Origin of the sequence: Stenotrophomonas koreensis (assembly GCF_001431525.1) — a bacterium.
Classification (GTDB): domain Bacteria; phylum Pseudomonadota; class Gammaproteobacteria; order Xanthomonadales; family Xanthomonadaceae; genus Stenotrophomonas; species Stenotrophomonas koreensis.
Map to the genome: position 1 here is coordinate 51,701 of NZ_LDJH01000005.1, position 22,597 is coordinate 74,297.

Annotated in this window: 14 protein-coding genes and 1 pseudogene; 9 read left to right on the top strand and 6 right to left on the bottom strand. The window is 66.2% G+C overall.

The features are described from left to right. Window positions 1-8 precede the first annotated feature (8 nt). Window positions 9-209, top strand: a pseudogene (locus ABB25_RS14155) (hypothetical protein); the annotation flags it as partial. 871 nt (window positions 210-1,080) lie between these two features. Here ABB25_RS14155 and ABB25_RS14165 read toward each other — a convergent pair. The 4 genes from ABB25_RS14165 to ABB25_RS01795 all read right to left on the bottom strand — a co-directional run bounded on the left by ABB25_RS14165 (window position 1,081) and on the right by ABB25_RS01795 (window position 9,708). Continuing rightward, window positions 1,081-1,638: a DUF922 domain-containing protein gene (locus ABB25_RS14165; RefSeq protein WP_160319397.1), complete on the bottom strand. Its 558-nt coding sequence runs from the start codon at window positions 1,636-1,638 to the stop codon at window positions 1,081-1,083. 299 nt (window positions 1,639-1,937) lie between these two features. Next, complete coding sequence (locus ABB25_RS01785; RefSeq protein WP_057662895.1) at window positions 1,938-5,168, bottom strand: efflux RND transporter permease subunit; 3,231 nt, start codon at window positions 5,166-5,168, stop codon at window positions 1,938-1,940. A 1-nt stretch (window position 5,169) separates the two neighbouring features. Then, complete coding sequence (locus ABB25_RS01790) at window positions 5,170-8,397, bottom strand: efflux RND transporter permease subunit (protein WP_057662899.1); 3,228 nt, start codon at window positions 8,395-8,397, stop codon at window positions 5,170-5,172. A gap of 99 nt (window positions 8,398-8,496) precedes the next feature. Next, window positions 8,497-9,708, bottom strand: coding sequence for an efflux RND transporter periplasmic adaptor subunit (locus ABB25_RS01795; RefSeq protein ID WP_057663238.1), 1,212 nt, complete (start codon window positions 9,706-9,708; stop codon window positions 8,497-8,499). Between the two features lie 162 nt (window positions 9,709-9,870). Between ABB25_RS01795 and ABB25_RS01800 the strand changes: the two genes are divergently transcribed. The 7 genes from ABB25_RS01800 (at window position 9,871) to ABB25_RS01830 (ending at window position 18,286) form a co-directional block, all read left to right on the top strand. Then, window positions 9,871-11,193, top strand: coding sequence for an amidohydrolase (locus ABB25_RS01800; RefSeq protein ID WP_057662901.1), 1,323 nt, complete (start codon window positions 9,871-9,873; stop codon window positions 11,191-11,193). 57 nt (window positions 11,194-11,250) lie between these two features. Next, window positions 11,251-12,066: an NADPH-dependent 7-cyano-7-deazaguanine reductase QueF gene (gene queF, locus ABB25_RS01805; RefSeq protein WP_057662904.1), complete on the top strand. Its 816-nt coding sequence runs from the start codon at window positions 11,251-11,253 to the stop codon at window positions 12,064-12,066. 96 nt (window positions 12,067-12,162) lie between these two features. Then, window positions 12,163-12,420: a LysM peptidoglycan-binding domain-containing protein gene (locus tag ABB25_RS01810; RefSeq protein WP_083488055.1), complete on the top strand. Its 258-nt coding sequence runs from the start codon at window positions 12,163-12,165 to the stop codon at window positions 12,418-12,420. Window positions 12,421-12,446: 26 nt separating this feature from the next. After that, complete coding sequence (locus ABB25_RS01815; protein ID WP_057662909.1) at window positions 12,447-12,923, top strand: hypothetical protein; 477 nt, start codon at window positions 12,447-12,449, stop codon at window positions 12,921-12,923. Between the two features lie 288 nt (window positions 12,924-13,211). Continuing rightward, window positions 13,212-15,443, top strand: a complete 2,232-nt coding sequence (locus ABB25_RS01820) for an NADP-dependent isocitrate dehydrogenase (RefSeq protein WP_057662911.1) — start codon at window positions 13,212-13,214, stop codon at window positions 15,441-15,443. 172 nt (window positions 15,444-15,615) lie between these two features. Further along, the gene (gene aceK, locus ABB25_RS01825) at window positions 15,616-17,343 is read left to right on the top strand and encodes a bifunctional isocitrate dehydrogenase kinase/phosphatase (protein ID WP_057662913.1); all 1,728 of its coding nucleotides are present in this window, start codon (window positions 15,616-15,618) and stop codon (window positions 17,341-17,343) included. A 73-nt stretch (window positions 17,344-17,416) separates the two neighbouring features. Continuing rightward, window positions 17,417-18,286, top strand: coding sequence for an energy transducer TonB (locus ABB25_RS01830; RefSeq protein ID WP_160319398.1), 870 nt, complete (start codon window positions 17,417-17,419; stop codon window positions 18,284-18,286). Between the two features lie 59 nt (window positions 18,287-18,345). Here the strand turns inward: ABB25_RS01830 and rho are convergent, their stop codons facing one another. Both rho and trxA read right to left on the bottom strand, forming a co-directional pair. After that, window positions 18,346-20,115, bottom strand: a complete 1,770-nt coding sequence (gene rho / locus ABB25_RS01835; RefSeq protein WP_057662919.1) for a transcription termination factor Rho — start codon at window positions 20,113-20,115, stop codon at window positions 18,346-18,348. 224 nt (window positions 20,116-20,339) lie between these two features. Then, complete coding sequence (gene trxA / locus ABB25_RS01840) at window positions 20,340-20,669, bottom strand: thioredoxin TrxA (RefSeq protein WP_057662921.1); 330 nt, start codon at window positions 20,667-20,669, stop codon at window positions 20,340-20,342. A 214-nt stretch (window positions 20,670-20,883) separates the two neighbouring features. Between trxA and rhlB the strand changes: the two genes are divergently transcribed. After that, window positions 20,884-22,584 (top strand): ATP-dependent RNA helicase RhlB, encoded by a 1,701-nt coding sequence (gene rhlB, locus ABB25_RS01845; protein WP_057662923.1) that lies wholly within the window; start codon window positions 20,884-20,886, stop codon window positions 22,582-22,584. The last annotated feature ends 13 nt before the right edge of the window (window positions 22,585-22,597 follow it).

The following is a 22,597-nucleotide window of genomic DNA, read 5'->3' on the forward strand; positions in this document are numbered from 1 at the left end:
TGGCCAATCCGCAGACCGCGACAGCCGAGCAGATCTGGATCAAGTCGCTGGCCAGCCGGTTGCCCTTTGGCAAAGTGCTGGTCGCCATCGCCAACAAACATGCGCGCCAGCTGTGGGCGATGTTGCGACGAGGCGAGGACTACGACAGTGAGGCCTGGCTGCAGCATCCGATGGTGCAGCGGTCACGCAAAAAAGCTTTTGCAGCCTGAGTTTCAAACCGTTTCATCGCAGTGGATTCAACGCCGGCAGCGACACAGGTAACAAGCGGTCAGACCGCCCCGAAGAGAGCCTGACTAACAAGTTGGCGCCATGACATGCGAAGGCTGATCCCCCTTGCATGGGCGAAACCGTTGGATGAGCGAGGCCTTCGGGCGCGGTTTTTACCCTGGTCCGGTTTGGAAGCATCAAACCCACAAGACCGATTATGACCAAAGGAAATCCCCGTGGGACGGAAATGCAGTCTGGCAATGCTTGAAACCCGTCGAGTCGATTGAATCAACTGCAGCAAAAACCCGGCAGATGCAAAGCCTGAAAGCGAAAGGCAAGGTCAGCGTGCTGCCGGAGTTGACGGGAAGCTCCTTACGGCATTGTTAGGCGCCGGGGTATCGCGAAGGCGCGGCTCTAATCTAGTTGCAGATAGTTGTGTTACCAATGATCTGACAACTCGTACCATCCGACCTGATGATGGAGTTACCAACCCTCTGAGATGAGGATCCATCAGAATTGATCCGAGTGTTACCAATCTGCTGCGACGAGGATCCATCTGAGTTGATACGAGTGTTGCCGACTCGTTGGGAGCTGCTGCCGTCGGACCCGATGATTGTGTCACCTACTTTCTGGTAGGAAGTTCCATTGTCACAGATCACAGAGTTCCCGACTTGCTGGCAGCTCTGTCCGAACGCCACGGCCGGCCCGAGTGCTACAAGCATGACGGACAGAGATACGCAGTATTTGGTTGCAAGGTTCATTACATTTCCCCCCATATCTGGCAGAAGAGGCGCTGCCAGTCCGCCTAACACTTGAATTAAGCCGCGCCGCGAAGCGGCGTCGGCTTGAATGAATTGTTAGCTGGCGCCCGCCTCACAAGACCGCTCCTTGAGTCGCGCCATGCCTTGTGCGCTGGTCGTATTCGCGTTCGAGCCGGACCTGCTTTTCGATGATTTCTCTACCTTGAGTGTTCAATTGCTCAACGAGCTGTGAGCAGCCCGCATTCCCGCGCAGGTTCCCAAGTTCCCTTTTTATCTCATCTGCAGAATTCAATGCGAACTCGTGATGCCCCTGCTCATGCGCTTCCAACGCGCTGCGGTACGCGTTCCAGCGTTCAACAAGTTCGGCCGATACATTTGGCGACGGATTCCATGTCGGCATAGAAATATTCGATTCGATCGACGTGCTTAGATCAAGAATCTCACAGGTTGTACCTACACTCCTTGTTTTGAACCGCCAGCTAACATTCCATGTTGTGTAGCCTTGGTGCCGCACCCCATCCTTTCCAACCGGCCCCTTCGCAGCTAATTCCAGCCTCAGATCGGCAAGAGAGTTACCCTCAATTTCGTAGAGGTCAATGACGGGGCTGTCGGCAGCCGCAGGATGAGATAGAGACAACACGAAAACAAGAATGGGAACACGTAGATTCAACGCAAGCACTCCTGTCAAAGCCAGCTAACTACTATTGGACCGCTGAAGTGCGGCGTTGCCGCCGAGTATGCCTTGAATCTGAATGCGTTTGGTAGTGGCTTGGAATGCCGGGCTATCAATCACTTGCAAGAACAGTAGCGTCATCGGCCATGACGCATGGAAGTTGTTACACCCCTCAAATCATCGGTCTGTTGTTACACCCCTCAATCATCCGGTGTAACCACCCTGGCAACCGCGCCCAGCAAAAAGCCCGGCATCGCTGCCGGGCTTTTGCTTTCCCTCTCAAACCCCGGGCACCATCACCGCGCAGCCAGCTTCCTCTCCCGCTTTGCCTGCTTCTTCGCCAGCTTGGCCTCCCGCTTGGCCAGCTTCTTTGCCCGGCGCCGCGCCGGCCAGCCACGTACCCATTCGCGGGAAACGCGCCAGGTATCGCCCCACCAGCGGCGGCGCCAGGGTTTGAAGCGCTTCAGATGCCCCTTGAGGCAGTTGAACACCACGTACAGCGCCGGGGTGGAGAGCAGGGTCAGGGCCTGGGAGAACACCAGGCCGCCGATCAGCGCAATGCCCAGCGGGCGGCGCAGTTCGGAGCCTTCGCCGATGCCCACGGCCAGCGGTACCGCGGCCAGGATGGCCACCATCGTGGTCATCATGATGGGGCGGAAACGCACGATCGAGGCTTCGCGTGCGGCCTCGTGCGGGGTCAGGCCGTGCTCGCGCTCGGCCACCAGCGCGAAGTCGATCATCATGATCGCGTTCTTCTTGACGATGCCGATCAGCAGGATCAGCGCGATCATCGAGATCACGCTCAGCTCGGTGCCGGTGACAAACAGCGCCACCAGCGCACCGACGCCGGCCGCCGGCAGCGTGGAGAGGATGGTCACCGGGTGCAGCAGGCTTTCGTACAACATGCCCAGCACCACGTAGACGGTGACAATCGCCGCCAGCAGCAGGATCAGCATGTCCATTGGGTCGCCGTCAAAGCCGAACCCGCCGCCTTCGGCAATGCGGATGTCACCGGGCAGGCGCAGGCCGGCCAGGGTTTCGGCGACGATCTTCTTGCCTTCGCCGGCGCTCACGTCCGGGGCCAGGTTGTAGCTGACCTCCATCGACGGCAGCTGCTTGTCGTGGCTGATCTGTGCCGGTGCCAGACCGTCCTCCTGGCGGGCAAAGGCGGCCAGCGGCACCATCGTGCCGTCGCGCGCCGGCACATGGATCGCGTCGATCGCCGCCGGGGTGGCGGTCTGCTCGGGCAGGGCGCTGATGACGACCTTGTACTCGTGGATGCCGGCGTGGATGGTGGAGACCTCGCGCTGGCCGAAGGCGCCGAACAGCGCGCCGTCGATGTCGCCCACGCTCACGCCCAGGCGGGCGGCGCGTTCGCGGTCGATCACGATGTTCTGGCGCAGCCCGGCGCTATCGATATCGCTGCCGACGTCGGTGAGCTTGGGGTTCTTCTTCAGCGCCTCCACCAGCTGCGGCAGGTAGCGCTGCAGGCTGGCCACGTCGTTGCCCTGCAGGGCAACGCGGTACTGGGCGCCGCGGCTGCTGCCGCCGCCGTCCTCGCTGGGCAGGTCCTGGATCGCCCGCAGGCGCAGCTCCAGGTCCGGGTACAGCGCAGCCTGCTTGGTCAGCCGTGCCAGCACCTCGTTGGTGGTGGCCTGGCGGCCGGCCTTGCGCTCGCGCAGCTGGATGATGAACTGCGCGCTGCCGCCCTGGCGGCCCGAGCCCAGGCGCACCGAGACCAGGTCCACGTCGGGGTCGGCGCTGAGCATGTCGGCCACGCGCTGCTGGCGGCCGATCATCTGCTCAAAGCTCACCGTGGTGCTGGAGCTGGCACGGCCCCAGATCAGGCCGGTGTCCTGGGCCGGGAAGGCGCCCTTCTTGACCGCGCCCATCAGCATCACCGTGGCCACCATCAGCACCAGCGGGGTCAGCGCCAGCAGCCAGGCCCGGCGCAGCGAGAAGTCCAGCAGGCGGGTGTAGACGCGCAGCATCCAGGCGTGGCCGGCCTCGATGAGCTTGCCGGTGCGCGTGGTCGGCAGGTCGTCGCCGTGGGGCGAGAGGAAGCGGCTGCACAGCGCCGGGGTCAGGGTCAGCGAGACCACCATCGACACCGCGATCGAGGCGACCAGGGTGACGGTGAACTCCATGAAGAAGGCGCCCATCATTCCCGGTGCAAACAGGATCGGGATGAATACCGCGATCAGCGACAGCGTGATCGAGACGATGGTGAAGGCGATTTCCCTGGCACCCAGCAGCGCGGCATCGAGCCGGTTCATGCCGGCATCCAGGTGGCGCATGATGTTCTCGATCACCACGATGGCGTCATCGACGACGAAACCAATGGCGATCACCAGCGCCAGCAGGCTGAGGTTGTTGAGGGTGTAGCCGAGCAGGTACATCACCACCGCCGCACCGGCCAGCGCCAGCGGCACGGTGACCGCGGCAATCACGGTGGGCGCGAGCCGGCGCATGAACAGCGCCATGGTCATGATCACCAGGGCCAGCGCGATCAGCAGGGTGATCTGCACCTCGTGCAGCGACGAACGCACGGTCGGAGTGCGGTCGAAGAACGGCTCGATCTGCGTACCCGGCTCCAGGTAGGTGGCCAGGCTGGGCAGTTCCTGCTTGATCTGGTCGACGGTGGCGACCATGTTGGCGTCACTGCGGGTGTTGATGAACATCAGCACCGACTGGCGGCCGTTGATCCAGGCGGCCTGGTAGTTGTCCTGCTGGCCTTCGTAGACGTGGGCCACGTCCTGCAGGCGCACCACCCGGCCATCGGCGCGGCTGGCGATGACCAGCTCGGCGAAGTCGCGCCAGTTGCGCAGCTGGTCGTTGATGGTGATGGCCATCTGGGTCTGGCCATCGGAGAGGAAACCGGTGGGGATGGCCACGTTGGCCGCCCGCACCGCGTTGGACACGTTGTCGGTGGTCAGGCCCAGGGCGTAGAGCTTGGTCAGGTCCAGGTCCACGCGCACGGCCGGGGTGGAGGCACCGGCGATGTCCACCGTGGCCACGCCCGGGATGCGGCGCAGGCGCTGGGCCAGCAGCGAGTCGGCCAGGTCGTAGAGCTCTTCGGTGGACTGGGTGGTGGAGGTCAGCGCCAGCGCGAACACCGGGTCGTCGTTGGGGTCGGCCTTGAACGCCATCGGCGTCATCATCCCGGCCGGCAGGTCGGCCTGGGAGGCCGACAGCGCGGTCTGCACGTCCAGGTAGGCCGAGTCCACGTCACGGCCGGCCTCGAAGATCATGAAGATGATCGAGTTGCCCTCGCTGCTGCCCGAACGCAGCATCGAGATGCCCGGCACCTGGCCGAGCCGGCGTTCCAGCGGCGCGGTCACGGTGGAGGCCATCGTGGTGGCATCGGCGCCGGTCTGCGGCGCGATGACGTAGATCACAGGGATCTCCATCTGCGGCAGGGCCGACACGCCCAGCCGCAGGTAGCAGATCAGGCCCATCACGAACAGGCCGATGGCCAGCAGGGCCACGCCGATCGGGCGGCGGATGAACAGGCCGGTCATGCCCATCTCAGGCCACCTGCCCGTCAACACCCGCCACGGCCGGCTTGCCGAAGCGCTGCTGGTACCAGGCGGTCAGGCGCTCCATGTACAGGTAGATCACCGGGGTGGTGTACAGGGTCACCAGCTGGCTCAGCAGCAGGCCGCCGACGATGGCGATGCCCAGTGGCTGGCGCAGCTCCGAGCCGATGCCGGTGCCCAGGGCCAGCGGCAGCGCGCCGAGCAGGGCGCAGGCGGTGGTCATCATGATCGGGCGGAAGCGCAGCAGGCAGGCGCGGCGGATCGCATCATGCGCACTGGCACCGGCGCGGCGGGCCTCGATGGCGAAGTCCACCATCATGATGCCGTTCTTCTTGACGATGCCCAGCAGCAGGATGATGCCGACGATGCCGTCCACCGACAGGCTCTTGCCGAACAGCATCAGCGCCAGCAGCGCGCCGACACCGGCCGGGGGCAGGGTGGAGATGATGGTGATCGGGTGGATCCAGCTTTCATACAGCACGCCGAGCACGATGTAGATCACCACCAGCGATGCCAGCAGCAGCCAGACCACGTTGGAGCGGCTGGACGCGTACTCGGCGGCCTTGCCGGTGAAGGTGGCCTGCACGGTATCGGCCAGCTGCAGGCGCGCCACTTCCTCCTCGATCGCGGCCACGCCTTCGGACAGCGAATGGCCGTCGGCCAGGTTGAAGCCGATCGAGATCGCCGGCAGCTGCTGCTGGTGGCTGATCAGCAGCGGCGCGGTGGTGACCTCGGCAGTGGCAATGGCCGACAGCGGGATCGCACCGCCGCCGCCGACATTCAGGCCGGTGTTGCGCTCGCCCACGCCGGTGGCGGTGGAGGAGTTGGCACTGGTCACCATGCCGAAGCTGGTGGCGTTGGAGCCGGTCAGCGCGCCGGCGCCATTGGAGGCAATGGCCAGCTGTTCCATCAGCGCGGTGCGGGTGCGGAACTCCGGCGCCACTTCCAGCACCACGCGGTACTGGTTGAGGCTGGTGAAGATGGTCGAGATCTGGCGCTGGCCGTAGGCGTCGTACAGGGTGTCATCGATGGTCTGCATCGGCACGCCGAGCATCGCCGCCTTGTCACGGTCCACATTCACCGCCAGGGCGCGGCCGATCTGCCCCAGGTTGCTGTCCACATCGCGCAGTTCCGGACGCTGGCGCAGGGCCTCGATCAGGCGCAGGGCCTCGGTCTCGGCGCGCTTGCCGTCCACGTCCGACAGCACGAACTGGTACTCGGTCGGCGCCACCCGGGTATCCAGGGTGACGTCCTGCACCGGCTTCAGTGCCAGGTTGACCCCGGCAATGCCGGCGGCGGCTGCCTGCAGCCGCGGCAGGATCCTGGCCACGTTCTCGCGCTCGGAACGGTCAGCCAGCACGATCGACAGCTGGGCCTGGTTGAGCGTCGGGTTGAGCGTGCCGGCACCGATGAAGGCGGCCACGCCGGTCACCGCCGGGTCCTGGCGCAGGGCCTGCGCCACGGCCAGGGTGCGCTGCTGCATCTGCTCGAACGAGACGGTGTGGTCGGCCTGGACCACGGCGGTCACCAGGCCGGTGTCCTGGTCAGGCAGCAGGCCCTTGGGAATGGCCACATACAGCAGCACGGTCAGGCCGACCGCTGCGCCGGCCACGCCCAGGGTGATGCGCGGGTGGGCCAGCACCACATCCAGGCTGCGCTCGTACAGGCCGACCAGGCGGCCCCACCAGGTGACCTTGCCGGCGGCGTGCGCGCGCTCGTGCGCGTCCTCGCCCTCGGGCAGGGCGTCGGGCTTGAGCAGGTAGGCGCACATCATCGGTGTCAGCGTTAGCGAGATGAACATCGAGATGACCACCGCGATGCTCAGCACCCAGGCGAACTGGTGGAACAGCCGGCCGGTGACGCCGGGCATCAGCATCAGCGGCAGGAACACCGCCACCAGCGAGATGGTCAGCGACAGCACGGTGAAGCCGATCTGGCGTGCGCCGACCTCGGCCGCTTCCTTGCCGCTCTTGCCCTGTTCCAGGTAGCGGACGATGTTTTCGATCATCACGATCGCATCGTCGACGACGAAGCCGGTGGCCACCACCAGCGCCATCAGCGACAGGTTGTCCAGCGACATGCCGGTGGCGGCCATCACCGCGAAGGTGCCGGCCAGCGACAGCGGAATGGCCAGCGCCGGGATCACCGTGGCCCAGAACCGGCGCAGGAACACGAAGATCACTGCCACCACCAGGCCGATGGTCAGCCACAGCGTCAGCTGCACCTCGTGCACCGAGGCACGGATGGTCTGGGTGCGGTCGGAGAACACCTCCATCTGTACGTCGGCCGGCAGCACGCCCTGCAGCGTCGGGATCAGCTTGGTGACCTGCTCGACGGTGGCGACGATGTTCGCGCCGGGCTGGCGACGGATCTCCAGCAGCACCGCCGGCAGGCCGTCGGCCCAGGCGGCAACCTGGTCGTTCTCCACCCCGTCGAGCACGGTGGCGACGTCGCGCAGCCGCACCGGGCGGCCGTTGTTGTAGCGGATCACCGTTTCGGCGTACTCGGCCGCGCTGGTGAGCTGGTCGTTGGTGCCGATGGTGTAGGTCTGGGTGGCGCCGTTGAGCGTGCCCTTGGGCGCGGCCACGTTGGCGCGGGTCAGCGCGCCGCGCAGGTCCTCCAGGGTCATGCCCATGTTGGAGAGCTGGTCCGGGTTGACCTGGATGCGCACGGCCGGGCGCACATTGCCGGCGATGGTGACCAGGCCCACGCCCTGCACCTGGGCCAGGCGCTGGGCCAGGATCGAGTCGGCCAGGCCGTTGATCTCGCGCAGCGGCACCGTGGCCGAGGACAGCTTGAGCGTCATGATCGGCGCGTCGGCCGGGTTCACGCGGTTGTAGGTGGGGGCGTAGGGCAGCGAGCCGGGCAGCGTGGCCTGGCGCAGCGCCTGCTGCACGTCCTGGGCGGCCAGGTCGATGTCGCGGTTCATCGCAAACTGCAGCACGATGGTCGACAGCCCGGCCGAGGAGTCCGAACTCATCAGCTCCAGCCCGGCGATCTGGCCCAGGCGCCGCTCCAGCGGCGTGGTCACCAGGGTGGCCATGGTCTCGGCACTGGCACCGGGGTACTGGGTGGAGACCACCAGCGAGGGCGCGTCAATCTCCGGCAGCGCGGCCACCGGCAACTTGCGGTAGCCCATCAGGCCGAGCAGCAGCAGGCCGGCCATCAGCAACGAAGTGGCGACGGGACGGCGGATGAAAATCGTCGAAAAACCCACGGGTGACTCCTGCGGGGAGGCGCCACGGCCGCAGCCGGGGCGCGGGATCCATGCAACGGTGGGGCAGCCCGGCCGGCAGCGACCGGGTGCCGGACAGCCTTACTCGGTGGTGACCCGCGGGCCGCCCTCGTCCTTCTTTTCTTTGTCCTCGCTGGCCGCAGGGGCCGGCGGCGCCTGGCCCGGGGCCAGCGCAATCACCTTGCTGCCGGGCTTGAGCCGGAACTGGCCCTCGGTGACCACGCGGTCGCCGGCCTTCAGGCCGTCGCTGACCTGCACGTGCCTGTCGTCGACCTCGATGCCGACGGTGACCTTCTGCTGGCGTACCGCATCGTCCTGGACCACGTAGACGAAATCGCCGTCCGGGCCGCGCTGGACCGCCGGGGCCGGGATCACCACCGCGTTGTCGATGCTGCCCAGGCGCAGGCGCACGTTGACGAACTGGCCCGGCCACAACGCATCGTTGTCATTGGCAAACACCGCACGGGCGCGGAAGGTGCCGCTGTCGGCGCTGATCTGGTTGTCGATCACGTCCAGGCTGCCGTCGCTGGCCAGCACCTTGGCGGCGCCGCGCTCGGCAACTTCCACCGGCACGCTGCCGGCCGCACGCGCCTGGCGCAGCGCACCGAGCTGGCGCTCGGGCAGGTTGAACACCACCTGGATCGGCTGGGTCTGGGTGATGGTGACCAGGCCGGTACCGGCGGCCACCACATTGCCGGCATCGACATTGCGGATGCCGGCGATGCCGTTGATCGGCGAGGTGACCGTGGTGTACTGCAGCTGCACCCGGGCGCCGCCCAGCGATGCCTGCGCGGCGGCCACGGCCGCTTCCAGGCGGGTCACCTCGTTGCGTTGGGTGTCCAGGTCGGTTTTCGACACGTACTGGCGGTAGGCCGGCGAATTGGCGCGCTCGTAGTTGGCGCGCGCGGTGGCCAGCGCGGCCTGGGTCTGGCGCAGCGCCGCCTCGGCCTCGGCCACGCTGGCCTGGTTGCTGCGCGCATCGATGCGCGCCAGCACCTGGCCCTTGGTGACCTTGCCGCCTTCGGTGAAGTGCAGGCTCATCAGCTGGCCACCGACCTGCGGCGACACGGTGACCGTGTTCTGCGCGGCGACCGTGCCCAGCGCGGTGGCAACCACGTCGACGGTCCGCTGCTCGGCGGCGACCACGGTGACCGGCACCGGGGCGTCCTCCTTCTTGTTCTTGTCGTCCTTGCCAGCGCCGGGCGGGCCGCCGCAGGCGCTGGCCAATACGGCCAGCAGGCCAGCGACAACGGCATTGCGCTTCCATGGCAACAGCTTGCGTGCACGCGACATTTCCGGACTCTCCGCAGGGATATTTTCCAGGCCGATGGCCTGTGGCGGCGCCAGCATACCGGTATAGCGGGGTAACACACCCGTGACGGATGTCATCCCGACGCTGGTCATGGTGCCGCATCCTCCGTAAAGTCTGAATTTCCGTTCATGTTCGAGGGGCGTATGCGCCGACACCTGGCTTCATCGTTGCTGTGTGGCTGGCTGTGCGCCGCTCCGCTGGCATCGGCGGCGCCGTCGCTGCGCGCCGAGGTGGCCGCCGATGCGGCCGCGCTGCAGGCGCAGGTGGTGGCCTGGCGACGGGATTTCCACCAGCACCCGGAGCTGTCCAACCGCGAAGTGCGCACCGGCCAGAAAATCGCCGAGGCGCTGCGCGCGATGGGGCTGGAGCCGACCACCGGAGTCGCCGGCCATGGCGTGACTGCGATCATCGAAGGCGGCCTGCCGGGCCCGAAGATTGCCCTGCGCGCCGACATGGACGCGCTGCCGGTAAGCGAACAGACCGGCCTGCCCTTTGCTTCCACCGCGGTGGGCGAATACCGCGGCCAGCAGGTCGGGGTGATGCATGCCTGCGGCCATGATGCGCATATGGCGATCCTGCTCGGTACCGCCCAGGCCCTGGTGCAGCGGCGTGCCCAGCTGCCCGGCCAGGTGCTGCTGATCTTCCAGCCGGCCGAGGAGGGCGCGCCACCGCCGGAGCAGGGCGGGGCCGAGCTGATGCTCAAACAGGGCCTGTTTGCTGACTTCAAACCGGAGGCGGTCTTCGGCCTGCATGTGTTTTCCAACATCGCCGCCGGCCGGATCGGCGTGCGTTCCGGCCCGGCGATGGCCGCCTCGGACCGCTTTTCGATGACCATCAACGGCCGCCAGACCCACGGTTCGGCACCGTGGAACGGGGTTGACCCGATCGTCGCCGCGGCCGATGTCATCGGCACCGCGCAGAGCATCGTCAGCCGCCGTGCCAACCTGGCCAAACAGCCGGCGGTGCTGACCTTCGGTGCGATCAATGGCGGCATCCGCTACAACATCATTCCCGACCAGGTGGAGATGGTCGGCACCATCCGCACCTTCGATGCGGACATGCGCCAGCAGGTGTTCGCCGACCTGCGCAACGTGGCCGAGCATGTCAGCGCCGCGCACGGGGCCAGCGCGGTCACCCAGATCTACGAGCACGAGGGCAACCCGGCCACGGTCAACGACCCGGCACTGACCGCACGCATGCTGCCCAGCCTGCAGGCGGCCGTCGGCGCGGACAAGGTGTTCGAACCGCCGCTGCAGATGGGCTCGGAGGACTTCTCGCTGTATGCGCAAGCCGTGCCGTCGCTGTTCTTCTTTGTCGGCGCCACCGGCGCAGGGATCGACCCGGCCACCGCGCCGAGCAACCACTCGCCGAAGTTCCTGCTCGACGAGCAGGCCCTGGACGTGGGCCTGCGCGCGCTGCTGCAGCTGAGCTGGGATTATCTGCACGGCGCCGGACCCGCCCCCTGAGCCTGCCCTGCGCGCTGGCTCAGCGGCAGGCCGGGAGCAGCCGTTTACAATGGCGGCATGAATACCCCGAGTGATTCCAGCCTGGGCCGCGAGGTCCGCTACCCTGACCAGTACGATCCCGGTCTGCTGTTCGCGATCCCGCGCCGTGCCGCGCGCGAGCAGATCGGCATCGACGAGGCCGCGCTGCCGTTTGCCGGCCACGACCGCTGGCATGCCTACGAACTGAGCTGGCTTGATGCCGGTGGCCTGCCGCAGGTCGCGGTGGCCACCTTCTGCGTACCGTGTACGTCGCCTAACCTGATCGAGTCCAAGTCGTTCAAGCTGTACCTGAACTCGCTCAATGGCCGCCGCTTCGATACGGCCGAGCAACTGCGCGCCTGCCTGGTGCAGGATCTGAGTGCCTGCGCCGGTGCCACCGTCAGCGTGGATTTCGAGCTGCCGCCGATGGTGGCGGCCAGTGCCGCGCAGTCGATCGACCAGCAGTCGCTGGTCATCGACTGCTATGGCCCGCCGCAGTCCGGCTACCTGCGCGCCGATACCGCCACGGTGGTCGAGGAGGTTTTGACCAGTGCGCTGCTCAAATCCAACTGCCCGGTCACCGGCCAGCCGGACTGGGCCAGTGTGGACATCGCCTACCGAGGGCCGGCGATCGACCGTGCCGGCCTGCTGCGTTACCTGGTCAGTTTCCGCAACCATGCCGAGTTCCACGAGCAGTGCGTGGAGCGCATCTTTGCCGACATCCAGGCCCGTTGCCTGCCCGAATGGTTGAGCGTGCACGCACGCTATACCCGCCGTGGTGGCCTGGACATCAACCCGGTGCGCGTGAGCGCCGGGGCACCGCTGCCTGCCCCCAGCCGCGATCTGCGCCAGTAGGCAGCCAGGCGTCGCGGCGGCGGTTCACGCCACCGCGATGCTGCTTTAACCTGCCCCGTGCCACTGTCCGTGCCTGTGTCCAACAGTGGAAAAGGTATGAACAACAAGCCCGATTTTTCCGGTGTAAGCAGCCGTGTGGACACCACCGCACAGGTGGTCAGCCAGACCAGCCCGCCGGCGCCGGCACAGACCCATACCGTTGCCAAGGGCGACACCCTGTCGGCCATTGCCAGGCATTACCTGGGCAAGGCCACTGACTGGCCGAAAATCTTCGAGGCCAACCGCGACCAGCTCAACGACCCGGACAGGATCCAGATCGGCCAGGTGTTGAAGATTCCCTCCAAGCACGACTGAACGCCGTTACCCCAGGAGAATGTCCAATGAAGCACGCTAGGTTGAACGTCGCCGCCCTGTCCCTGGCCGCCGCCCTGTCCCTGGCCGGTTGCAAGAAGAACGAACCGGCCACCCCGCCGGCCATGCCCGAACCGACAGCGCCTGCGCCGGCACCGGCCGCCGCCCCGATGACCGAAGCGGTCAGCGTGCAGGGCGTCAGCGTCGGCACGGTGGCAGCGGCGGATAAAAGCGTGGCCACGCAGGCGGTGATCGGAGCACGTGACCCGATCATTGTTTCGGTGCGTACCTTCGGCACCGCCAGCAATGTGCCGGTGGTGGCCACGCTGACCTACCAGGATGGCCAGGTGGCCGGCGAGCAGCATGTCAGCCTCAATACCTCCGGCCCGGATACCACCAACATCACCTTCAGCAACAGCAATGCGTGGCCGGCGGGCACCTATACCGCACAGGTGACGGTCAACGGGATGCCGGCAGGAACCGCACAGCAGTTTGAAGTGCGCTGATTTTCCGGCGTGTTCGACCCCCCCGGGGCGTGGCCAGGCAGGCCGCGCCCTTTTTGTTCCTGCCTGCGGCTGCAGATGCTTGCATCGGCAAGCATCCAACATACGCACAGGTGTGTAGCAGACGGTTTTCCCCACGGGGAAAAATCGCCGACAATGGCCCGATCACCGCTACGCCGCTTCCGGCGCCTGCGGCCCTACCAAGGGGTGCAGTGGATCGCACCGTGTGCCGTCGGGGCCCTGTCCCCGCTGGCATTCCTTGTCCGTTACCGACAGAGAAATCCTGCAGACATGTCCAATACGCCGAAGATCATCTACACCCTCACCGATGAAGCGCCTTTCCTGGCTACCGCCTCGCTGCTGCCGGTGGTCGAGGCGTTTGCCGCTACCGCAGGCATCGCGGTGGAAACCCGCGATATCTCGCTGGCTGGCCGCATCCTGTCGCTGTTCCCGGAATATCTGAAGGACGAGCAGCGCATCGGCGACCACCTGGCCGAACTGGGCCAGCTGGCGACCACGCCGGAAGCCAACATCATCAAGCTGCCCAACATCTCCGCCTCGGTGCCGCAGCTCAAGGCCGCCATCGCCGAGCTGCAGTCCCAGGGCTACGCCCTGCCGGATTACCCGGAAAACCCGGCCGATGACGCCCAGCGCGAGATCAAGGCGCGCTACGACAAGGTCAAGGGCTCGGCGGTGAACCCGGTGCTGCGCGAGGGCAACTCCGACCGCCGTGCACCGCTGTCGGTGAAGAACTACGCGCGCAAGCACCCGCACCGCATGGGCAAGTGGAGCAGCGAATCGAAGTCGCATGTGGCGCACATGGACGCCGGTGATTTCTACGGCTCGGAAAAGTCGGCCACGATGGCCAACGCCGGTGCGCTGAAGATTGCCCTGCACACCGCCGATGGCCAGGTGCAGGTGCTCAAGGAAAAGACCGCCGTGCTGGCCGGCGAGATCGTCGACGCCGCGGTGATGTCGAAGAAGGCGCTGGCCGGCTTCATTGCCGCGCAGATCGAAGACGCCAAGGCGCAGGGCGTGCTGTTCTCGTTGCACCTGAAGGCGACCATGATGAAGGTCTCCGACCCGATCATGTTCGGCGTGGCCGTGCGCCAGTTCTATGGCCCGGTGCTGGACAAGCACGCCGCAGCGCTGGCGCAGATCGGCTTTGATGCCAACAACGGCATCGGCGACCTGTATGCACGCCTGGGCGCACTGGATGCCGCCACCCAGGAAACCATCCAGGCCGACATTGCCGCCCTGTACGCTCAGCGTCCGGCGGTGGCGATGGTCAACTCCGACAAGGGCATCACCAACCTGCACGTGCCGTCGGACGTGATCGTCGACGCCTCGATGCCGGCGATGATCCGTGACAGCGGTGGCATGTGGAATGCCGACGGCAAGCTGCAGGACGCCAAGGCGGTGATTCCGGACCGTTGCTACGCCGGCGTTTACCAGGCGGTGATCGACGACTGCAAGGCCAATGGCGCGTTTGACCCGGCCACGATGGGCTCGGTGCCCAACGTCGGCCTGATGGCGCAGAAGGCCGAGGAATACGGCAGCCACGACAAGACCTTCCAGATCGCCGCAGATGGCGTGGTCAAGGTCACCGACGCCGATGGCAACGTGGTGTTCGAGCACGCGGTGGAAGCCGGTGACATCTGGCGCATGTGCCAGGCCAAGGATGCCCCGATCCAGGACTGGGTCAAGCTGGCGGTCAACCGCGCCCGGCTGAGCAACACCCCGGCGGTGTTCTGGCTGGACGCCAACCGCGCCCACGATGCCCAGGTCATCGCCAAGGTCGAGAAGTATCTGAAGGATCATGACACCGCCGGCCTGGACATCCGCATCCTGGCCCCGGTGGAGGCCACCCAGTTCTCGCTGGCACGCATCCGCCAGGGCCTGGACACCATCTCGGTGACCGGCAACGTGCTGCGTGACTACCTGACCGACCTGTTCCCGATCATGGAGCTGGGCACCAGCGCCAAGATGCTCTCGATCGTGCCGCTGATGGCCGGTGGTGGCCTGTTCGAGACCGGTGCCGGCGGTTCGGCGCCCAAGCACGTGCAGCAGTTCGTCGAGGAGGATTACCTGCGCTGGGATTCGCTGGGCGAGTTCCTGGCCCTGGCCGCCTCGCTGGAGCACCTGGCCCAGCGTTATGACAACGCCAAGGCCGCAGTGCTGGCCAAGGCCCTGGACGAAGCCAACGGCCAGTTCCTGGACAACGACCGTTCGCCGGGCCGCAAGCTGGGCACCATCGACAACCGCGGCAGCCACTTCTACCTGACCCTGTACTGGGCCCAGGCGCTGGCTGCGCAGGACCAGGACGCCGAACTGAAGGCGCGTTTTGCCCCGCTGGCGCAGGCACTGGCTGCCAATGAGCAGGCCATTGTCGATGAGCTGATCGCGGTGCAGGGCAAGGCCGTGGACATCGGTGGCTACTACCACGCCGACCTGGCCAAGGTCGCCGCGGCCATGCGCCCGAGTGCCACCCTGAACGCGGCGCTGGGGCAGCTGGCGCCGTAATCCTGCGCCCTTGCGCGCTGAAAAGCCCGGCCATTGGCCGGGCTTTTTCTTTGCTTCGTTGCCGCCACCCGGCAACGGCCATCGCCGCTGCACCATCCCTGCGGCAGCGCAGCGGGACGTTCTTTCACCCCGGCCACTGCCGTAAGCTGGGGCTGGGCTCGGGGTGCTGACGATGGCAGAACAGATGCAAGGGTTGGGTGGATCGGTGGCGTGGCAATACGCGAGCCTGGTGCGGGAGGCGTTTGAGCACTATCACCAGCAGTTTTCCGCGTTGACAGCGCGGGCAAGGCTGCATTTCGAAGCCACTGCGTGGTCCGCGGCGCGTGACGATGCGGTGGCACGCATCGGCCTGTATGACCAGTGCATTGCCCAGACCTTGTCCCGGCTGCCCGACCGCCAGGGCATCGATCGTTGCAGCTGGTCCCGGGTACGCGACTGCTATGCGCAGCTGATCCAGGAGCTGCTGGACCAGGAGTTGTACAAGACCTGGTTCAACACCCTGACCCGGCGCCTGCTGGCCATTGAGGAAGTCGATGCCAGTGTCGAGTTCATGGCCATGGACATCGAGCCCTCCGATGCGATCACCCATCCGGTGGCGCGGCATATCTACACCGTCAACGAGGCGCGCCCGGTGGATGCCTTCGTGCGCCTGCTTAGCGATGTGCGCTTTTCCATCCCCTATGCGCACCCGCTGCGCTGTGCGGCGGCCATTGCCATCCGCCTGCAGGATGACCTGGCCCACTGGGGCAGCCACCCGGTGCGCTCGATCGAATTGCTGCAGACGGTCTTTTACCGCGAGCGGCGTGCCTACCTGGTCGGCCGGGTCCTGGGCGAACACCGCTTCAGCCCCTGCGTGATTGCGCTGGTCAACGAGGGCGGGGCGATCAAGGTCGAGGCGGTGCTGAGCCGGCGGCGCGATGTGGCCCATCTGTTCGGGGTGTCACGCAGCTATTTCATGGCCGACCTGGCCACGGTCGGCGATGCGGTGGTGTTCCTGCGCAGCCTGTTGCCGGGCAAGCCGGTGGATGAAATCTACACCGTGCTCGGCCGCGCCAAGCAGGGCAAGACCGAGCGTTACCGCGCGTTTTTCAGCCACCTGCAGCAGCATCCCAGCGAGCAGCTGGTGCATGCCGAAGGCACCCCGGGCATGGTGATGGCGGTATTCACCCTGCCCAGTTACCCGCTGGTGTTCAAGGTCATCCGCGACCGCTTCGGTTGGCAGAAGGCGATGAGCCGGCAGGACGTGCAGGACAAGTACGCACTGGTGTTCCAGATGGACCGCATCGGTCGTCTGCTCGATGCGCAGACCTACCGCGAACTGCGCATTCCGCGCCAGCGCTTTACCCCGGCGCTGCTGCAGGAGCTGCTGGAGGGCTGCAGCCAGAGCGTGCACGCCGATGGCGAGGAGGTGATCATCCGCCTGTGCTATGTGCAGCGGCGTTTCCGGCCGTTGAACCTGTACCTGCGCGAGCAGCCGGTACAGGCGCAGCGGGCGGCGGTACTGGATTACGGCCAGGCCATCCGTGACCTGGCCTGCAACAACATCTTCCCCGGCGATATGCTGCTGAAGAACTTCGGTGTTTCCCGCCACGGCCGGGTGGTCTTCTACGATTACGACGAGATCTGCCGGGTCAGCGACTGCCATTTCCGCCCCTGGCCGGTCGCGGCCAACGAGCAGGACGCGATGGCCGACGAGCCGTGGTTCCACGTCGAGGCCGGCGATGTGTTTCCCGAGCGTTTTGCCCAGTTCATGGGCTTGCCGGCAGCGCTGCTGGCATTGCTGCGCGAGCACCACGGCGAGCTGTTCGATCCGGCCTGGTGGCAGGGGCTGCAGCAGCACTTTGCCGCCGGGAAGTACCCGGACATCCCGCCGTATCCGCGCCAGTTGCGTCTGGCCTGAGCGGTTTCACGCACTGACAGGCGGGCGCCGGCTGTGCCACCATCGGGCCCTCTCATCAGAGTAAGGAAGCATGATGAATTACAAAGCCTGGGCTGCGGCTCTGTTGGTGGTCCTGCTGTGCTCTGCAGGTGTTGCATCCGAGGCCGATGCCCGGGTACCTGCGGCGGTGATCGCGCAGGCGCAGATGAGCATGATGCTCGACGGCACGATCGACGTGGAGGCCGATGGCCGGGTGTCAGCCCTGCGCATCGACGGCGAGGCCGATTACCCTGGCGGAGTGGTGGCCCATGTCCACCAGGTGGTGCAGGGTTGGGAGTTCGAACCGGTCCTGCGCGACGGCCAGCCGGTGGCCTTCACCACGCCGATGACCATCCGCCTGGTGGCCAGCCAGATCGGTGATGGCGGGTATGAGATCCGCATCGCCTCCACCCGCTTCGGCGAGCATGACCCGGAGGATCGCAGCCGGGTGCGCACGCTGGCGATGACGCCGCCGCGCTACCCCGAACAGGCCTACCGCGCCGGGGTGACCGGAACGGTCTACCTGGCCGTGCAGGTCGGCCGCGATGGTCAGGTGCTGGACGTGGCGGCCGAGCAGGTCGACCTGACCTCCGCCGGTACCGAGCGGGTCATGGCCCAGGCACGCGAACTGCTGGCGCGCACCTCGACCCAGGCCGCGCGGCGCTGGCGCTTCCTGGCCCCGGAGCAGGGTGAGGCAGCACAGGCGCAGAGCTGGAACCTGCGCGTGCCGGTGAGCTTCCAGCTCTCCGGCTTTGGTCGCAGCGAGCCGAGCCGTGGTCGCTGGCAGCCCTACATTCCCGGCCCGCGCCTGTTCGTGCCGTTCCTGCGCAAGGACGATGACGGCTTCAGCACGGCGCTGCAGGAAGGGCAGATCGAGATGATCGGCCGCCCCGGGCCGCGGCTGAAAACCCCGCTGGCCAGCTGAGCCGGCAACAACAAAAAGCCCCGCTTGCGCGGGGCTTTTTGTTGGCTGAAACGCTGGAATCAGCGCTTCATCGAAGAGAAGAACTCGTCGTTGGACTTGGTGTTCTTCATCTTGTCGAGCATGAACTCCATCGCGCTGATCTCGTCCATCGGGTGCAGCAGCTTGCGCAGGATCCAGATCTTCTGCAGCAGCTCGGCATCGATCAGCAGATCCTCGCGGCGGGTACCGGAACGGTTGATGTCGATGGCCGGGTAGACGCGCTTTTCGGCAATGCGGCGGTTCAGGTGCACTTCGCTGTTGCCGGTGCCCTTGAACTCCTCATAGATCACCTCGTCCATCTTCGAGCCGGTGTCCACCAGCGCGGTGGCGATGATGGTCAGCGAACCACCTTCCTCCACGTTGCGCGCGGCACCGAAGAAGCGCTTGGGGCGGTGCAGTGCGTTGGCATCGACACCACCGGTGAGCACCTTGCCCGAGGACGGCACCACGTTGTTGTAGGCGCGGGCCAGGCGGGTGATCGAGTCGAGCAGGATCACCACGTCCTTCTTGTGCTCGACCAGGCGCTTGGCGCGTTCGATCACCATTTCGGCGACCTGCACGTGGCGGGCAGCCGGTTCGTCGAAGGTCGAGGAGACCACTTCGCCGCGCACGGTGCGCTGCATTTCGGTCACTTCTTCCGGACGCTCGTCCACCAGCAGCACGATCAGGTGCACGTCCGGGTGGTTGTAGGTGATCGCGCTGGCGACCTGCTGCATCAGCATGGTCTTGCCGGCCTTGGGCGGGGACACGATCAGCGCACGCTGACCCTTGCCCTGCGGGGCCATCAGGTCGAGGATGCGGCCGGTGATGTCCTCGGTCGAACCGTCGCCGCGTTCCAGCTTGAAGCGCTTGCGCGGGAACAGCGGGGTGAGGTTCTCGAACAGGACCTTGTTCTTGGACGCTTCGATCGGCTCGCCGTTGATGGTGTCGACGATGTTCAGCGCGAAGTAGCGCTCGCCGTCCTTCGGGAAGCGGATGCGGCCGGAAATGTGGTCACCGGTGCGCAGGTTGAAGCGGCGGATCTGGCTGGGCGAGATGTAGGTGTCGTCCGGGCCGGCCAGGTAGCTGGCCTCGGCCGCACGCAGGAAGCCGAAGCCGTCGGGCAGGATTTCCAGCACGCCGTCGGCGGCGACGCCTTCACCATGGCGGGTGAGCACCTTGAGCAGGGCGAAGATCACGTCCTGCTTGCGCGCACGCGCCACACCTTCCTGGATCTGCAGCTGCTCGGCAATCTCCAGCAGCTTGTGTGCCGGCATGCGCTTGAGATCAGACAGCGAGTAGGTCGGGAAACCTTCCGGCACGTTGGGGTGGGGACGCGGTACGAAGGTCTCGTTGCCGCCGTCGTTGCCCATGCTGTCGTCGCGGCCGCGGCTGCGGTCACGGTCGCGGCGGTTGCGGAAACGGTCGCGGCGGTTGCCTTGACCCTGACCTTGACCTTGACCCTGCTGGCCACTGAAGCCTGCATACGGGGCGTTCTGGCGCTGGTCCTGGCCGGCGTCATCGCCGCCGTTGTTGCTGGTCGGGGCCGGACTGCCCTCGGTCATGGACGCCGTGCTGGCGGTGTTTTCATTGCCTGCCGGCGACTGGCTGGCAGCCGGTGGCGTTGCAGCAGCCGGGGCCTGGCTACGCGCAGTGCTTTCTGGAGTGGGCGGGGGCAGCGGCAGAGTGGCCTGCGGCCCAGCGGCAGGGCTGTCGGACACTGCGGCGGCTTTGGACGCACGCGGCTTGCGCACGCGCTTCTCGACGGGTGCGTCGGCGCTTCCGGTTTCGGAAGGAGTGTTCTCGGACAAGTGCTTGATTCCTCTCGCTATGGCGTGCGAGCGCCCCGGTCGGGCGGCGAACTGGTTGGAGTTGAAAGAAGGGAAAGCGCCTGCGCCTGATCGGCGGGGCGTACACGGCAACGCGAATGCGGCCGGCGTTTCGACACTAACACCGCCGCCCGGCGGCGCGCAAGTGAGTGAAAACACAAACTGCGCGCCGGTACCACAGCAGGTCCGGCGCGCGGATCAATGGTTCAGGCCAGAGCCTTGTCGATCATCTGTACCAGCTGGCTCTTGCCGACAGCCCCGACCTGGGTGGCCTGGATCTGGCCATCCTTGAACAGCAGCAGCATCGGGATCGAACGCACGTGGTAGCGCACGGCGGTAGCGCGCGACTCGTCGACGTTGACCTTGGCCACGGTCAGCTTGCCATCGTAGGCGGCGGCGATTTCATCCAGAACCGGCGAAATCATCTTGCACGGACCACACCACTCGGCCCAGAAGTCGACCAGCACCGGCTGGCCGGACTGCAGTACTGCAGTATCGAAATCGGCGTCGCCGACGTGAATAACCTTGTCGCTCACTTAAGAGTCTCCTGGGGGAATGCGAACCGTCATGCCGGGTTGACGGATGCATTGCGTTAAACTTATGACGTTAGACTGAGCGCGCTGCCGAGATCAAAGCCCGACTGGCACGCTACCCGGCGGAAGGGACGCAGTGTGCGACTCTGCCGTAACCGATGCAAGCCGACCGGCATTCCTGGCGGGCTGGCACTCATAAAAGAACAAGACTGGATTCATGAGCGACAAACCGCTGACCGATGTCACCTTTTCTGCTTTCGAGCTGCATCCTGCCCTGCAGGCCGGCCTGGAAAGTGCGGGTTTTACCCGCTGCACCCCGATCCAGGCACTGACCTTGCCGGTCGCCCTGTCCGGTGGGGATGTCGCCGGGCAGGCACAGACCGGTACCGGCAAGACGCTGGCCTTCCTGGTGGCCACGATCAACCGCCTGCTGACCCGCCCGGCCCTGGCCGAGCGCAAGCCGGAAGATCCGCGTGCGCTGATCCTGGCCCCGACCCGCGAACTGGCGATCCAGATCCACAAGGATGCGGTCAAGTTCGGTTCCGACCTTGGCCTGCGTTTTGCGCTGGTCTACGGCGGGGTGGATTACGACAAGCAGCGTGAGCTGCTGCAGCAGGGCGTGGATGTGATCATCGCCACCCCGGGCCGGCTGATCGACTATGTCAAGCAGCACAAGGTCGTCTCGCTGCACGCCTGCGAGGTCTGCGTGCTGGACGAGGCCGACCGCATGTTCGACCTGGGCTTCATCAAGGACATCCGCTTCCTGCTGCGCCGGATGCCCGAGCGCACCACCCGCCAGACCCTGCTGTTCAGCGCCACCCTGAGCCATCGCGTGCTCGAGCTGGCCTATGAACACATGAACGAGCCGCAGAAGCTGGTGGTGGAGACCGAGCACATCACCGCGGCCCGCGTCCGCCAGCGCATCTATTTCCCGGCCGATGAAGAAAAGCTGCCGCTGCTGCTGGGCCTGCTCTCGCGCAGCGAGGGCGCGCGCACCATGGTGTTCGTCAACACCAAGGTGTTTGTCGAGCGGGTGGCGCGGGCGCTGGAAAAGGCCGGCTACCGTGTCGGTGTGCTCTCCGGTGACGTACCGCAGAAGAAGCGCGAGAGCCTGCTCAAGCGCTTCCAGGCCGGCCAGCTGGAAGTACTGGTGGCCACCGATGTCGCCGCCCGTGGCCTGCATATCGACGGCATCAAGTACGTCTACAACTACGACCTGCCGTTTGACGCGGAGGACTATGTCCACCGTATCGGCCGTACCGCACGCCTGGGCGAAGAGGGCGATGCGATCAGCTTTGCCTGCGAACGCTATGCGATGAGCCTGCCCGATATCGAGGCCTACATCGAACAGAAGATCCCGGTCGAGGCGGTGACGGCCGAATTGCTGACCCCGCTGCCGCGCAAGCCGCGTGAGCCGTTGGCCGAAGGCGAAGTCGACGATACCGAAAGCGTCGGCGCGATCTTCCGCGAAGCACGTGAAGCCAAGGCCGCCGAGGAAGAGCGCCGTGGCGGCGGTCGCCGCAGTGGTGGCCCTGGCGGGCGCCGGGACGGCGAGCGTGGTCCGCGTGGCCCGCGCGCCGAGGGTGAGCGTGGCCAGCGTCCGCGCCGCAAGCCGCGGGTCGAAGGCGAGGGCGAGGCCGTTGTCGCCGAGGCCGCGCTCAATCCGGTGGTGGCCGAAGCCGCTGCCGCCGCGCCGCAGGCTGGCGAGGGCGACAAGGCACCGCGCAAGCGTCGTCGCCGTCGTCGCGGCCGTCCGCTGGAAGGGGCAGAAGCAGGCGTCGATGCTGCCATCCAGGCTGCCGGTCCGGTGCAGGTGCCGGCAACCCCGGTGCGCAAGGCCGAGCCCAAGGCCGACCCATCCGAGTCGTTCCTGACCCGTATGGGGCGCAAGATCCGCCGCATGCTCGGCGGTAATTGATCCTGCGCCTGCC

What these genes read in the sequence shown, in the direction of transcription:
- ABB25_RS01785 (WP_057662895.1), bottom strand. Translation starts at nt 5,168, where the DNA reads ATGGGCATGACCGGCCTGTTCATCCGCCGCCCGATCGGCGTGGCCCTG.
- ABB25_RS01795 (WP_057663238.1), bottom strand. Translation starts at nt 9,708, where the DNA reads ATGTCGCGTGCACGCAAGCTGTTGCCATGGAAGCGCAATGCCGTTGTC.
- ABB25_RS01800 (WP_057662901.1), top strand. Translation starts at nt 9,871, where the DNA reads ATGCGCCGACACCTGGCTTCATCGTTGCTGTGTGGCTGGCTGTGCGCC.
- queF (WP_057662904.1), top strand. Translation starts at nt 11,251, where the DNA reads ATGAATACCCCGAGTGATTCCAGCCTGGGCCGCGAGGTCCGCTACCCT.
- ABB25_RS01810 (WP_083488055.1), top strand. Translation starts at nt 12,163, where the DNA reads ATGAACAACAAGCCCGATTTTTCCGGTGTAAGCAGCCGTGTGGACACC.
- ABB25_RS01815 (WP_057662909.1), top strand. Translation starts at nt 12,447, where the DNA reads ATGAAGCACGCTAGGTTGAACGTCGCCGCCCTGTCCCTGGCCGCCGCC.
- ABB25_RS01820 (WP_057662911.1), top strand. Translation starts at nt 13,212, where the DNA reads ATGTCCAATACGCCGAAGATCATCTACACCCTCACCGATGAAGCGCCT.
- aceK (WP_057662913.1), top strand. Translation starts at nt 15,616, where the DNA reads ATGGCAGAACAGATGCAAGGGTTGGGTGGATCGGTGGCGTGGCAATAC.
- ABB25_RS01830 (WP_160319398.1), top strand. Translation starts at nt 17,417, where the DNA reads ATGAATTACAAAGCCTGGGCTGCGGCTCTGTTGGTGGTCCTGCTGTGC.
- rhlB (WP_057662923.1), top strand. Translation starts at nt 20,884, where the DNA reads ATGAGCGACAAACCGCTGACCGATGTCACCTTTTCTGCTTTCGAGCTG.